This window comes from uncultured Bacteroides sp., assembly GCF_905207245.1.
Taxonomy (GTDB): domain Bacteria; phylum Bacteroidota; class Bacteroidia; order Bacteroidales; family Bacteroidaceae; genus Bacteroides.
The window spans coordinates 56518-71903 of the sequence record NZ_CAJLKP010000011.1; the positions used below are offsets into that span (position 1 = coordinate 56518).

The 15386-nt window shown below is 41.2% G+C and carries 7 protein-coding genes; 1 reads left to right on the plus strand and 6 read right to left on the minus strand.

Annotated features, from left to right (window positions below; translation table 11 throughout):
* Window positions 1-11 precede the first annotated feature (11 nt).
* Window positions 12-1166 (minus strand): alpha/beta hydrolase family protein, encoded by a 1155-nt coding sequence (locus QZ135_RS05610; RefSeq protein ID WP_294606633.1) that lies wholly within the window; start codon window positions 1164-1166, stop codon window positions 12-14.
* Between the two features lie 85 nt (window positions 1167-1251).
* On the opposite strand from QZ135_RS05610, the gene QZ135_RS05615 reads away from it, so the two are divergent.
* A complete protein-coding gene (locus QZ135_RS05615) occupies window positions 1252-5703 on the plus strand; it encodes a two-component regulator propeller domain-containing protein (protein ID WP_294606695.1) in 4452 nt (1483 codons plus the stop codon).
* Window positions 5704-5725: 22 nt separating this feature from the next.
* Here QZ135_RS05615 and QZ135_RS05620 read toward each other — a convergent pair whose 3' ends face one another.
* The 5 genes from QZ135_RS05620 to QZ135_RS05640 are packed head-to-tail and all read right to left on the minus strand — an operon-like array spanning window position 5726 to window position 15354.
* Window positions 5726-7135, minus strand: coding sequence for a glycoside hydrolase family 140 protein (locus tag QZ135_RS05620; RefSeq protein WP_294606635.1), 1410 nt, complete (start codon window positions 7133-7135; stop codon window positions 5726-5728).
* A gap of 25 nt (window positions 7136-7160) precedes the next feature.
* A complete protein-coding gene (locus QZ135_RS05625; RefSeq protein WP_308757856.1) occupies window positions 7161-8228 on the minus strand; it encodes a nucleoside hydrolase-like domain-containing protein in 1068 nt (355 codons plus the stop codon).
* Window positions 8229-9956, minus strand: a complete 1728-nt coding sequence (locus QZ135_RS05630; RefSeq protein WP_294606637.1) for a hypothetical protein — start codon at window positions 9954-9956, stop codon at window positions 8229-8231.
* A 14-nt stretch (window positions 9957-9970) separates the two neighbouring features.
* Window positions 9971-12028, minus strand: coding sequence for a RagB/SusD family nutrient uptake outer membrane protein (locus tag QZ135_RS05635; RefSeq protein WP_294606639.1), 2058 nt, complete (start codon window positions 12026-12028; stop codon window positions 9971-9973).
* Window positions 12029-12048: 20 nt separating this feature from the next.
* Window positions 12049-15354, minus strand: a complete 3306-nt coding sequence (locus tag QZ135_RS05640) for a TonB-dependent receptor (protein ID WP_294606641.1) — start codon at window positions 15352-15354, stop codon at window positions 12049-12051.
* Window positions 15355-15386: the final 32 nt, after the last annotated feature.

The following is a 15386-nucleotide window of genomic DNA, read 5'->3' on the forward strand; positions in this document are numbered from 1 at the left end:
ATGAACTTGATTTATTTCAACCATTTATTAAAGAACTCCAATGTTTCCCGTTGCATCTCTTTATTGAAAAAGTGCTTCTCTTCCCATATTTTAGTAACCAGACGGTCGGAGGCTTTCTGGCTCTGCCAAACAGACTGCATGATGCTATAGGCATCTTTTACTCCTTCTACAGGGAATAGTTTGTCTTGGGTACCATTGAAGAATAAGGTTGGTTTGGGACATGCAATGCTTGCCACGTGCGGATAATCCAGGTAGCGGCGCAGACCGGGTATCAGCATTGAAAAGGCCGAGCCGCCTTTATTCTGATTATTCGTTAATGTCATCAGATATTCGGTAGTATTCATCCAGCAGATGGAGGCGGAGGCTTTTATGCAGTCGGTGATTGCCGAAAGCATCCAGGAACGGTAGGCTCCCATTGAGAAACCGAGGCAACCCACTTTGTTCTTATCGACAAATGGGAGCGAAGCAAGGAACTCTGCACTCCGCACATCATCCATATTGATAAAAGCACCCCAAGAACTGCCCATTTGCAGGAAGTTGGAAGCTAAAGCCTGTTGTCCGTCATAATCTACTCCTTCTTTTCGGCCACGTTCTCCCCAGAACAGAGCATCTATGGATAATACTACGTATCCGTGTTCGGCAAAATAATCTCCTGTATATTGTCCGTCGTAACAATCTACCGCCCACTTGTCGGCATCCGCCATTATCTCTGGAGTTACTCCGAACGGGCGTACCATCTTTTCCTTGCCAATAGAAAAGTGGGCTCCGTGGTCATGCAGCATGACAACTGCCGGAAAAGGGCCTTTACCATCCGGTACTAACAGGTATGCGGGGATACGGTACCATTCTGATACATTGAACATTATTTTCCGGACTTCGTATCCGTTGCGCCGTTCTGTAGCAACTATTGTCATATCATAATCCGTAGGAACGGGAGGGAGAATCTGCATGCATTCCAATAATACTTCCCGTGCCTGTGAGCGCCACTTATCGAATTTGCGGACAGAGGAATTTCCCCACGCCATCGGATAAGTGAGCTGTTGTTTTAGTTGCTTGTAGAAAACAGGCATGTTCTTGACGATACCATAAGGAATCGTATCTGTTTGAGCAATGGAAGTGAGATGTCCGGAAAGGACTACTAAAAGAATAATTGTAATGTGCCTCATAGCTTGTGGTTGTTAAAATGCAAACAAAGATACATGAATTTTATATGAATTCCTTATCTTTACCGCATAGAAAAGGCGTGCTATGATGAAAAAAATCTTATATCTGATAGTTGGGTTGGTGTGTGCAGTGTCAGTAAAAGCACAACCGGATTGTTTTTTCACCCATTATTCGTCTGAAGACGGACTTTCTCAGAATACAATAATGAGCATTCTGCAAGACCGCAAAGGGAATATGTGGTTTGCTACGTGGGATGGCATTAATAAGTTCAACGGATATTCATTCAAAACGTATAAGGCGCGGCTCGATAACCGCATCGTGCTGAGTCATAACCGTGTGGACTATATGACAGAAGATAAGTATGGCTTTCTCTGGTTGCAGACGTATGACAATCATGCCTATCGGTTTGACCCTCGTACAGAAGCGTTTGAGCGTGTGCCGGGGGAGAATGAAGAGGGTTCTGCTGCCAATATTACAAAGATAAAAGTGCTTCCGGGAGGAACGGTCTGGTTGTTGTCGGAAATTGAAGGATCCATTCGTGTAACGACCAATCCGCAAGACTATAGTTTGACTTCACAATGGTTTTCCGCTCAATCGGGACAATTCTCTGCAACGCGCGTGTTTCATGTTCATGAAGACCGTTCGGGTAATGAATGGATATTATCCGACAATGGATTGGGAATGCTGGCTTCCGGAGAGAAAACGCCGGTCTTTTATTTCTCTGAAACCACAGAACGGGATAAGAAGGGTGGGCAGGCCTTCTATTCTTGTTTGGAACATGATTCGGAAATCTATTTCGGCTCGGGAAACGGACGTGTGTGGCGCTATCAAAAAGAGAGCGGGCAGTTTCTGTTATTGCCTCTGGAGGCTTCTTCCCGTGTTGTTTCCATCGATGATACAGATGGAGAGGAGATGATATTTACTACTGCGAGCGATGGCTTCTTCTCTTACAAGTTTAAGACAAAGGAAATGGAACACTTTCCTGCTTCCCGTTTCCCGAAAGGGGCTATCCATTCTGTTTATGTGGATAAAGCGTCCGAAGTTTGGTTTGAACAGCACACTCCGGGTTCAATCATGCATTTCAACCCTCGTACCCGAATTTTAAAACGTGAAGAAATGGCTGTGGAGCCTACCAGCAGCGACCGTTCACGTCCGGCATTTCATATCCATGAAGATGCTAACGGTGTGCTGTGGGTGCACCCTTATGGCGGAGGTTTCTCCTACTTTGACCGTGAGAGCAATAGCTTGCGTCCTTTTTATAATAGTCTGTCGGGACACGATTGGCGCTTTTCCAATAAAATTCATGCAGCTTTCTCTGATAGTCAGGGCAATCTGTGGATGTGTACGCATTCCAAAGGGTTGGAGAAGGTAACATTCCGCCCGTCACAATTCCGGGTGATGACACCGGTTCCTCATGATTATGAATCATTGAGCAATGAAGTTCGCGCTCTTTGTGAGGATGTAGACCGGAATTTATGGGTTGGTCTGAAAGATGGTAAACTGCGGGTGTATGACAAAAATCGTGTGAACCGGGGGTACCTGACTGAATCCGGTACTGTTTCGCAAAGTGGTACTCCATTGCGCGGTACTGTGTATTTCATTTTGCAAGATAGTCAACATAACCTTTGGATTGCAACGAAAGGGGATGGACTGGTAAAAGCTGAAAAACAGAAAAATGCCTATCAGTATAAGATTACCCGTTATCAACATCAGGAAGACGATATTTACAGTTTGAGTGATGACAATGTTTACTGTGTATACGAAGATGCTCAGGGACGCATTTGGGTAGCTACTTTTGCCGGTGGCGTAAACTATATGACATACGATCAGGGGGGAAAGGAAGTCTTTGTGAACCACCGTAATAATCTGAAAGGTTATCCTATAGATTATTGCTCTAAAGCCCGCTTCATTACAGGTGATTATCAGGGAAATATCTGGATCGGAACTACCATTGGAGCACTGATGATTGATGCAGACTTCAAGACTCCCGAAGATGTGAAGTTCCATCACTTCCTGCGTATTCCGGACAATGAACATAGTTTGAGTAACAATGATGTGCATTGGATTGTATCTACTCAGAACAAAGAACTCTTCATCGCTACTTTTGGCGGCGGATTGAATAAACTGGTATCCTTGGATAAGGAGGGTAATGCTGCATTTAAGTCCTATACAGTGTCTGACGGTCTTCCTTCGGATGTGTTGCTTTCCATACGGGAGGATAAAAATGGTAGTTTGTGGCTGAGTTCGGAAAACGGAATCAGTAAGTTCATTCCTTCTGAAGAGAAGTTTGAAAACTATGCTGATAAAGAAGTCTTTTTCCGGGCACGTTTCAGTGAGGCTGCTTCGGAGTATACAGCATCGGGCAATATGCTTTTCGGGGCCAGTACGGGTATCTTTTATTTTAATCCGGATTCCATTTGTAAGAGTAATTATGTACCGCCCATTGTTTTCTCCAAGTTGTTGATTGCTAATAGGGACATACTGCCTGGGCAGGGCTCTGTGCTGAAACAAGCTCTGGATGATACGCGAGAACTGGTGTTATCGCACAGGGAGAATATCTTTACCATTCAGTTTGCTGCGCTTGATTATTCTGCGCCTTCTGAAGTCCAGTATGCTTATATTCTGGAAGGTTTTGAGAAGGATTGGAACGCTGTTGGTAAGCAGCGTGTGGCAACTTATACCAATCTTCCGAAAGGGCACTATGTCTTTAAAGTCCGTTCAACGAATGGAGACGGGGTGTGGACTGAAAACACACGTACCCTGGATATTGAGATTCTTCCCTCTTTCTGGGAAACTCCGTTTGCTTATTTCCTGTATGTGCTTTTCTTTATCATGATTATTGTGGCGGCGGTATATATTTTATTCACGATTTATCGTCTGAAACATGAAGTATCCGTAGAGCAACAGGTGACCGACATGAAACTGCGCTTCTTCACTGATATTTCTCATGAACTGCGTACCCCGTTAACTCTGATTTCCGGACCTGTGGAGTATGTCCTGGAGAATACTAAGCTTCCGGATGATGCTCGTGAACAGTTGCAGGTTGTGGAACGGAATACGAACCGCATGTTGAGGCTGATTAACCAGATCTTAGATTTTAGGAAAATACAGAATCGGAAGATGAAGATGCAGGTGCAACGTATCAATGTGGTAGCTTTCACCCGCAAGATAATGGAAAACTTCGAGTCTGTAGCTGAGGAACATCAAATAGACTTCCTGTTCGAAACGGAAAAGGATGAATTGTATCTTTGGGTAGATGTGGATAAGTTTGAGAAGATAGTATTTAATTTGCTTTCCAATGCCTTTAAATATACTCCGAATGGGAAAATGATTACTGTCCTTGTCCGTGAAGATGAGAAAACGGTTTCCGTAGGTGTGGAAGATCAAGGAATAGGTATTGCCGATAATAAGAAAAAGTCTTTATTTGTCCGCTTCGAAAATCTGGTGGACCGTAACCTGTTCAATCAGTCAAGTACCGGCATTGGTCTGTCACTGGTGAAGGAACTGGTAGAGATGCATAAGGCTATTATTTCAGTTGACAGTAAGTTGGGTGAGGGTAGTTGTTTCAAAGTTGATTTCCTGAAAGGGAAAGAGCACTATGATGAAACTGTGGAATTTTTGCAGGATGATGCTACGGTGGGCATGGAGATTGCAGAGCAGGTCACCGATATTGCAAGTGAAGTGCCGGCTCAACCGGAAGAAGATAATGTGGCCGAAGAAACAGCAGAAGATACGGATTCAAAGGGAACCATGTTATTAGTGGAGGACAATTCCGAACTTCGCCTGTTCCTTCGTAGTATTTTTGCTTCGGAATATAGAATTGTGGAGGCAGTGGATGGTATGCAAGGTTGGAGTAAAGCATTGAAATTCCTTCCGGATATCATTATCAGTGATGTTATGATGCCTGAGAAAGATGGTATCGAAATGACTCGCGAACTACGTGCAGACATGACAACCAGCCATATTCCCATTGTATTGCTAACAGCCAAGACTTCTATTGAAAGTAAACTGGAGGGATTGGAGTATGGAGCTGATGATTATATCACGAAGCCGTTCAGTGCTACTTACCTGAAAGCGCGTGTGAAGAACTTGCTCACCCAACGTCAGAAGTTGCAGGGCATCTATCGTGATAACCTGATGACAGGAGCCCCAACAGTTGATTCTACCGAAGAAGCAGTGGAAGAGAAGGGGCCTGAAATGTCTCCTAATGATCGTAAGTTTATGGATAAGTTGGTAGACCTGATGGAGAAGAATATGGATAACGGTGATCTGGTGGTAGATGATTTGGTGCAGGAACTGGCCGTCAGCCGTTCTGTTTTTTTCAAGAAGTTGAAGACATTGACAGGTTTGGCACCCATTGAATTTATCAAGGAAATGCGTATCAAGCGTGCTGTTCAGTTCATTGAAACCGGAGAATATTCCATGACGCAGATTTCCTATATGGTAGGCATCAACGACCCACGCTATTTCAGTAAATGCTTCAAGCAGAAGATGGGGATGACACCTACGGAATATAGGGACAAGGGGGGGAAGAAGTAACTTTATATGTGTTATAAATCACTTATTCTAAGGATTTTGTGTACTCTTTGGCTTTTTCTGTAATAATGAGCACCCAGTCGTTGCCATTTTCCTGGCTGCCTTTTGGATGAAAGGTAGCTGATTTTGAATTGAACTCTCCTATATATGATAATTCACCATTACGAGGCGAGTACCACCAGGCTTGCTTCGTTTCTCCGCTGATTTTACTGAGGTTGATTTGTATGGAACGCCCTGTGTAGCTGTACACTAATATGTAGTCATTTCCTCGTGTAGCGGTGAGGCGTTCATACTTTATGCCATTCTCACCAATGATGCAGCTTTGGTCAGGTATGCGTTCATAGAACGGGAAAGCGAGTAGTAATCTTTTCAAGTATTTCATTTGGTTGAATCCTGGGGCTTTTAATGCATCATACCATAGTTTGGTTGCTCCATAGGCAGGATTTACTCCCGGTTTTAAGAATTGCATGATGGAATTATGACCATAGGTATGTCCGAATGCACCGGCAAAGACTGACCAATAAGCGTATCTGCGTACATCCTTGTCTGTCCAAAAGCCTTCTTTGGGATCGTGAAGCCCTTGCGGAATGGCTTCATAAGAGGGTTCACCGTCAATGACAGGACGTAATGGGCTTTTAGCAAGGCTATGTTCCACATACCGCCAATTGTCTTCTTCCGTACCCTGTGGTAGTAAGCTGTTTTTGTCATCTTTGCTTTGCCCATAGCGGCGATGTCCACTTTGGAACATGTTAAAGTCTAACCAAGAAGCATCATTGAACCATTCGGTTGAAAGAGTTCTGCCGAAGGGATGGAATGTCATGAGATGGTTTTTATCAATGGATTTGATAGTAGTAGCAAGCGTATTCCAAACCTCGGTTTTAATGTTTCCGTAGGTATCTCCACCAATTATCCAGATGATATTAGGGTGGTCTTTATAACGGTTGGCAAGGAAAGTACCATAAGATTTGGCTTCTTCTATATTCATCTTGCCACTTTTTACCAGTCCGCCCCAAATACATACCATACCAACATAAATGCCTCTACGGGCGGCGGCATCAATGATGAAATCCATGTGGTCCCAATAGCCGTATATACCGGGACGGTTGATATTGGAAAAATCGAATCCGTCTGGCATGGAGGACTGGCCATAGATGTTCATAGCAGGTACGCCATTGATGGTTTGCACTTGTACGACATTAAAATCGGCTTGTTTACACTGTTCCAGATAATATTCAGCTTCATCCCGGTTTAGTCTTTCGGGAAGTAACCAACTGGTATCTCCGAGCCAGAAGAAGGGGGTGCCATTGGAGTGCTGGAGATAGCGGGAGTTGGTCGATACTTGCAAGGGACCGTTACTCCAGGGAAGAGTGCGTGGTTGTGAAAATACTTGAAAGTATATATTAATGAAGCAGATGTATAATAATAACTTTTTCATATTACTGTTATTTTTTAGATATGTATTATTTAAGCCATTCCCAGCGTTTGGCCCAGTCTTGCAGAACAGCTTTGCGCCACTTTGATACAGTTTTACTTCCTTGCCATTTTCCTTCAAACAAATTTATATCTTCTCGGTCGGTGTACCAATTATTTCCTAATTTGTAGTCATCTATATTAATTTTTCCAGGCCATGCATTATTTACAACGAATTCTCCGATTTGTTCTGGAAAATTCGGAATATCAGAAGTTATTTTATAAGTCAGGACGGCAGTGGCTTTGGGGGCATACCTGACGGCATATTTTCCGTTGCCAAGATAGAGCCCATCCCAGTTTTGCTTGTCCACAGTCAGGGTGAAGCAAACTGAATCTGATGGTGTGTTAATCTCAGGTCCTTTTATCCGAAATTCTATGATAGCATATACCGGAACCGTGTCTTTAAGGGTAGTAGCCCGATCAAAAATGACTCTCGGACTATGAGTAAATTTCTCAAAATTTCCTCCCCAACTTTCTCTTTGAGGGTTGTCTGGATTACCATCCATCATATATAATAATAATGGTGTATCTCCCATCTTAACTTTTCCATCGTAATATTTTATATAGTCTTCTCCCAAATAACCGGCTCCGCGAATACATTTATCGTAATAATCCTTATTGAACTTACCGGGTAGTTTATCATTAGTTATGAATCCGCGATATGAAGCATTAGCCTCAATAAACCAAAGGTCGGGGAAGTTTTTGACAATATATATATAACTATTGGTACTCCATTTTTTATTTGGTCCGCCAATCCAGTATACTTTTATTTTATTCCGGATATCCGGAGCATCATGTAAGGCTTGGGCTAAGTCGTCGAGTCCTCCCCATACCAATATCCATAATGGTTGATTGCTCTCTTTTCTGGCACATCTAATGATCCAGTCAGATCCCTCGGTGGCTGTGGTATAACCTTTAAAGGGGGCTGCACCTTGTCTTCCTTGTTTGCAAATGGCGCGTAAGGAATCTGGTGAGAGCAAGTTCTTTGCGTGCATAGTTAAAGAGGGAAATGTAGTATGTACCCATTTCCCTCTTAATCTTGTTAAACTACAAATCAGTTATTGCCATTTAGAAGCTCCAATACCAGATTCTCCGATATTTCCAATGACTTTATAATCACCTTTTGCAGGGGTGCTCCATAATTCGTTTTCACTCATGGATAATCCAATAAGTCCATCTATTGGATATGTTACTTTAGTCTCACCAATCTCTGTCCATTTAAAGTCTGTTTTGTAACTTTGACTTGCAGATACCAAAGCTGCACTGGCGTTTAAGAAGATAGAGCCGACAGTTCCTGCTGTATAAGTTTTAATCTTAGATCCGGCACTTCCTTCTGAGGCCATGGATGGACCAAAAAGAGTTTTACTGATATTTATTATAACAGCGTTCTTATCACAACGGAATAAAGGAGTATTTGCATTAGCTGTTGTTTCTATAGGTGCATAACAGAAAGTACAATTTTCTATGTTTAGAGTTAGTTGTTTCGCTGTGGAACGAAGATCTCCTAACATTACAATATTAGTAATGGTACAGTCTCTGAAAGTCACGTTTCTCCAATCAGCTTTCTTGTTATTGGTTGTTATCATTCCCTGGTCACCAACTCCATTAATCGTACATTCGTCAAATAATAAACTTGTGATATTATCGCTATCTGCTTGTGCACGTACAATTGCACGATATCCTTCAATATGGCAACCTCTGAATACCAATTCTTTAATAGTAGAATTCGTACCATTCTCGTTGAATACTTGTCGTCCACCGAAGCCTTTATCATCAGTGGTAGCAACCTCTTTTCCACCTCCGGGAAGCGCCATATCACTATAGAAATCAACGTTTTCAAATGCGATTTTATCAATGGTAACATTTTTGCTACATTGTAAACCACCACTGGAGATAAAACGTGCATTACCTCCTAAAGTAGCGGCTGTTCTAAAAGTAACAGAACGATCAAACTGAATGCTGTTATTAACCTTGTAATCAAAGTCTCCTCTCAGAATAATGGTCATTCCATCTGTAACCTGCTGCCAAAACTCTTTGGTTTTCAATGTATCTACGGCTTCTACTTCATCATAGCTACGAATATCAATCCACTTTCCTGCACCAAATAAAGCATCAAAATCCATAGGAACTGTTGTTTTACCCGTAATTTTTCCGGCATATGTAGCGTTACTTTGTTCTTCTACGCTGCTATAAGCATATACAGTATAGGATGTTTCTGATACTAAACCTGGAATATCAACGCTGCCATTTATGTATTCTCCTTCAGAAACTTCTTTAATGATAGTTTCCAACCCTTCGGTTGCTGGAACAGCTTTTACTAATTTAATGGTACTACCACCTTCTTCCCAAGTTAGGCGTGCTGCATTATCAATGAGCTTTAGACTTTTGATTTTTGAGATATAAGTAACATTGATATCTGTTGTTGTATACATCTCAGACTCTTTGTTTGTTCCTATACATTTAATCTTAACCATGTATTTCTCATCCCAATTTAATCCTTCAAATGTATAGGGAGAGCGTTCGCAGGAAGCTTCTGTGTACAACTCATATGTATTTTGACCTGCATCATCGGTAGAAATTACACGATATAGTTGTAATTGATACTCTGTAGCTCCTTTTATGTTTTCCCAGGTAGTTATGATATTATTATTCTGAACTTCCAATGAGGCTACCGGGCGGAATAAGCGAGGGGCATCATTTGTAAAGTCATCATCGTCGCAACCGATGAATGTACTGCTTGCCGTAAAGGCAAGCAATATCATTGTTATATATTTCTTTATTTTCATAATTCTTCTATTTTTTATTTGTTACGGATAGCGTAACCATCGTTAGACAATATACCATTGGATGAAACGACACGGTCTGTCGGTATAGGGAAAACATAAGGGGTTACTTTATTTCTCAAACTACTGATATCTTCAGTCCCTTTAATTAAAGCCCCGTCTGTCAGACCATGCCATGAATACATAACACGTTCATGTAATGTACCTTTTTTGATATCATTACCATTTTCATCTTTACCATAAGATTCCCCTGTTTCAGGATTTGTAGAGCTTACGCTAATGAAGCTATCTGCAAAACTGATACGCTTTAATCCACTGAATGTTGCATTAGGAGTTTTGATATCATTATCACTCAAAGTTGTAGCTGTACTATATGTACTGTTAGATTGATCACGATAAGTGAAGTAATCATTTTCAAAAATAACACGTCCGTTTGTGTAGTTGTAGTACAAACGTGAAGCAACATTCATATCTTCAATTTCCTTTTTAGAATTATAAGTGAATTCGCCATTTACGTTTTCTAATTGGTTATAATTCATGGCTACATCACGCATCCATTCGATTGTATTTACAATTGCATTACTATAATAGTTCCAGCGTATCAAATCAAATTTGCGGATATTCTCGCCACCGAACTCCCAACCACGTTCATCAATAATAGCTTTTTTGAAAGCGTCATAATTTCCTAATGCGTTGATATATTTATCTACCATTTCTGATTTATTGCTTGCATTGATGAATGCGCGTTCACGTACGCGTCCCAACATCTCTTTGGCTGTTGCAGTAGGTCCATTATTGATTTCATTTTCAGCTTCTGCCAATAGGAGTAATACATCTGCATAACGGAGTACAGGCCAGTTTATGCCTGTGCCTTTACTTGCTACAGAGGTTTTCATATCCAGGCGACACCATTTTGCAGGTTGAATACCCCAAGCATCTACAGCAGCTTGTTTTTCATCATATAGCCAACGATAATTGGCACATGTAACAGGCAGACGTTGATCTTGTGAATCAAAAGAACAAGCATAATTCGGAGTTAAGTTGGTATATGTTGTTCCAGCACCTTTTGAACCGTCTACAACACTTAGGCCATGACACCAGCCGATGTCACCACCCGAATTAGGAACAAATCCCATTTCAAAAAGTACGTCACTATTACCAGGATTGCAACCGTTTATTTGGTTATCAAAGATTTCTTTAAAGTTGGTATTCAAATTACGGTCTTTTAAATTGATGAGTTTAAGAGCATATGCTCTGGCTACTTTGTAGTAGTCATCTGCACTGCTTGCGGTAACCTCTACTCCATTTTCATTGACGTATGTCACTGTATATTCCTCACCTGTCTGTATGCAACGAGCCATTGTGCCATCAGCCTGCATAGAATATCCGGCACGGAACATTGCCAGTTTTACGATAAAGCCTAGTGCAAAATCACGGTTCATATACTCCACTGTCAATGCATCACTCCATTGCATCTCTTCTTCTACATTGATAAGGTCTTGGATAAGATGAGAGTAAATGATATTTTTATCAGTACGAGGATCATTGTGCATATCTTCTGCAGTCGTAGGAGTCGTTGCAAATGGAACATCTCCCCAGAAGTTACACATTAACCAATACCAGTATGCGCGAAGACAGTACGCTTCTCCGTGGAGCTGTTTCATGTCTTTATTACCTTCTTTGTACATATCACTATTTTCAATGCCTTGAATACATTGGTTGGCAAAGTCTATGGCTTTAAAACTGTTATCCCAGCAATTCTTAATGTCATTAAATTGCTTCATATTCAGACACCAAACACCACGGCGGTCGGTATTTTCAGATTGTGCTTTTGTAATGAATCCCACTTCGATGTCAGTGTTTTGCATCCAGTTGGTACTCATACGTGAAGTATAAGTATCTTCACAGAAATATGAATAGACATGAGCTAACATTTTACGGGCGTCAGTAGGGTTGGAGGTAAGATACTCCAAGTTGTCGGTGGACAGGGATTTAGTATCCAACATGTCTTCACAAGAGGTTGTGAAACACATTCCGGCAACTAAAGCTGCTATATATAAAATTTTCTTTTTCATTTTCTATATTGTTTAATCTATTAAAATGTAATATTCACACCGGCAGTCCAAGAGAATGACTTGGGATATGCAGAGAAGTCCGCTCCCGGGGTTAAACCACTGGTCTTGCTGTTACGGATAGCTGTACTAACCTCAGGATCATATCCGGAGTAATTAGTCAGACAGAATACATTATTCAAAGTGCAGTATAAACGAAGCTGACTGCATGCAAATTTCTTTGTCCAATCCTTAGGTAAGGTGAAACCAACTGTTAAGTTTTGAAGACGGAGGAATGAACCATCTTCTACGGCCCAGGATGTAGGTACAGGATTATTATCAGACATTGTAGTAGCAGACCAGTACGTTGCATTTGCATTCATACTCTTTAATGTTTCATAGTCCGTAACAATAGTCCCAGTTGTCTGGTCTAAGTATGTCCAGGCTTTGCCCCCCAAAGTAACAGGTGCCATGTTTGCACGTAAGTTAGCATAAGTGTTACGATAGGATTGAGAAGATACCATCTTATCCATATTGTATACATCGTTACCAACAACAAAGTTGAAGTTTGCAGAGAAATCGAACCATTTATAAGTTGCATTCAAACCAAAGCCACCGGTAAATTTGGGTTGAGTTTTGCCAATGATAGTGCGGTCCTTATCTTCTGAAATTTTACCATCACCATCTAAGTCTTTCAACTTCATGGCTCCTGGACGTAAACCTCCGTAAGAACTGGCTGTCATGTAGGTATTATCTACTATACCTTCCTTGAGAATATAATTACCTGACTGGTCAAATTGGAACTGTGTTTTGCCGCTGGCATCAGTATAGGTTACGAAATCATCTACACCATATACTCCATCATATACAAATCCCCATACAAGTCCTAAGGGTTGACCTACTATTACACGGTAGTCGTCTTGCCCGCGCATATCAGAAGAAAATGCTCCGGAATTGAATGACATGGAGTTTACACCATCGGCTAATTTATCCACTTTATTCTTATTAAAGCCAATATTGAAATTGAAGTTTAAGGAATAGTCTTTATTTTGGAGAATAGACGCATTTAATGATAATTCGATACCTTTGTTAGATGTTTGACCTAGATTCTGCTGCATACTAGTATAACCAATAGCAGTAATAGGCATTTCTATCAGCAGGTCTTTTACAGTATTCCAATAATAATCGATGCTACCGGAGAGTCTTTCATTAAAGAAACCAAAGTCCAAACCAACGTTACGTGTGATGGTTGTTTCCCATTTCAAATTAGAGTTAGCCAACTGATTATTATTTAATGTATAGTGAGGATTCTGTTCGCCTCCTTGTCCGTAGTATTTCCCTCCGGAATATGCTTTATACGTTGTTTCGTACATGGCGTCGCCAATACGGTTGTTACCGGCAGTACCATAAGAAAAACGTAGCTTCAAGTTAGACATCCATTCCTTTGTATTTTCCATGAACGGCTCTTCAATAATACGCCATGCTAAAGCTGCAGCAGGGAAATATCCCCAACGGTTACCTCTAGAAAATTTGGAAGAACCATCAGCACGCATAGTTACTGTCAATAAGTATCTGTCATATAAACTATAGTTAGCACGTCCGAAGAAAGAAATGGTTCTGTCTTCCTTTCCAAGAGTCGAAGATATTGTTTGAGCACCTGTCGCTTTAGAGTTGTTGGCCATGCTTGCAAACATCTTCTCTGGTGAAATATCTTCCTGGAAGAATTTACCGATCATATTATTGCTTTCACTGTTAGAAGCAACATATTCTTGACCAATCATGATATTTACATCATGGATCTTTGCAAAGTTCTGTTTCCATGCCAATGTGTGTGCACCACGTAATTTCCAGGAATCTTTCTTAGACCATTCGCCCATAGGAAGTTCACCACCGTCCTGTACGGCCTTGCTGCTCTTCGGACCATACCAGTCCTTTTGTTGGTTGAATGTATAATCATAACCTCCTTCAGCACGATAGCTGAAACTTTTGGTAATATCCCAAGTAATTGCAGCGTTGAAATTATAGCGACGTTCATTCTTTCTTCTCCAGTAGTCATTTACCTGATCTTTCAGAGAACGTGTAGCATTAACGTATTCTTGATACTCATCTTCCGGCAATGTACTCGGATCAATGTCAATTTGGTCGTATAGGCCGTAAACTGGTGCTTTCATTAAAGCATCGTAAGAACGGATTTTATATGTACCGCCACCAGTTCCTACACCTTGAGTTTCTGTATCAGCGAGACGTACACCAAAATCCAGATTCAGATTTTTGTATAATTCGTGTTTCAACTTGAAGTTCATGTTGTAACGTCTGTAGCCATTATCTTCCATTAAACTCTTATCGTTGGCGTAAGTTCCACTTAATGTGAATTTTGTTTTTTCACTACCGCCCGTAACACTGATGTTGTGGGATTGAGAAAGTTCATTATTACCAAACATTTCTTCTTGCCAATTGTGTCCTTTCTGGTATTGATATAAATCTAAATCACCATAAGCACCGTAACGTTCTTCAAAATTTTTAATGGAAGACGCTCCTCTGAGTGCTTGTCTTTCGTAGTTGTACATGACAAACTGGTAAGGATCCATTACGTCAAGGGTGTTGCGGATACTTTTCCCTTGTATATAGCCATTGTAGCTAACAACAGTCTTTCCTCCCTTGGCACTTTTGGTCGTAATCAAAATAACACCATTGGCACCTTGTGCACCATAAATTGCTGTAGAAGCTGCATCCTTCAATACTGTAATGTCTTCAATATCTGATGGAGAAATATCACCCATACTTGATACAGGGAAACCATCAACAATATAAAGAGGAGAACTATCACCTGTGATAGATCCACCACCACGTACTTTGATAAGCATTTCGGCATCCGGCGAACCGTCGGTTGTTGTGATTTGCACACCTGCCAATTTACCGGTCAATGCTTCTGCTACGTTGGTAACGGGTACTTTGGCTAATTCCGACCCTTTTACCGTACTAACCGCACCAGTCAAATCCTTCTTCTTTGCCGTACCATAACCGATTACCACAACTTCTTCCAAAGCTTGTGCATCATCTTCCATAACTACGTTGACCGAAGTTTTTCCTTTCAATGCTATTTCCTGAGGAGTCATTCCCACATAAGAGAATACTAATGTGGAATTGGCGGGAACACTAAGGGTGAAATTACCATCAATGTCGGTAATAGTACCGTTACCGGTATTCCCTTTCTGTACTACGGAAGCGCCGATAACGGTTTCTCCCGTTTTGTCCGTCACAGTACCTGTTACGGTTACATTTTGCGCTGATACGCTAAGCGATATCACGGCTACTAAAAAGAATAGTAGCGCGGCGCGCATGTTTTTCATCTTGTTAGACATTCTTTGCATGATATTAATTT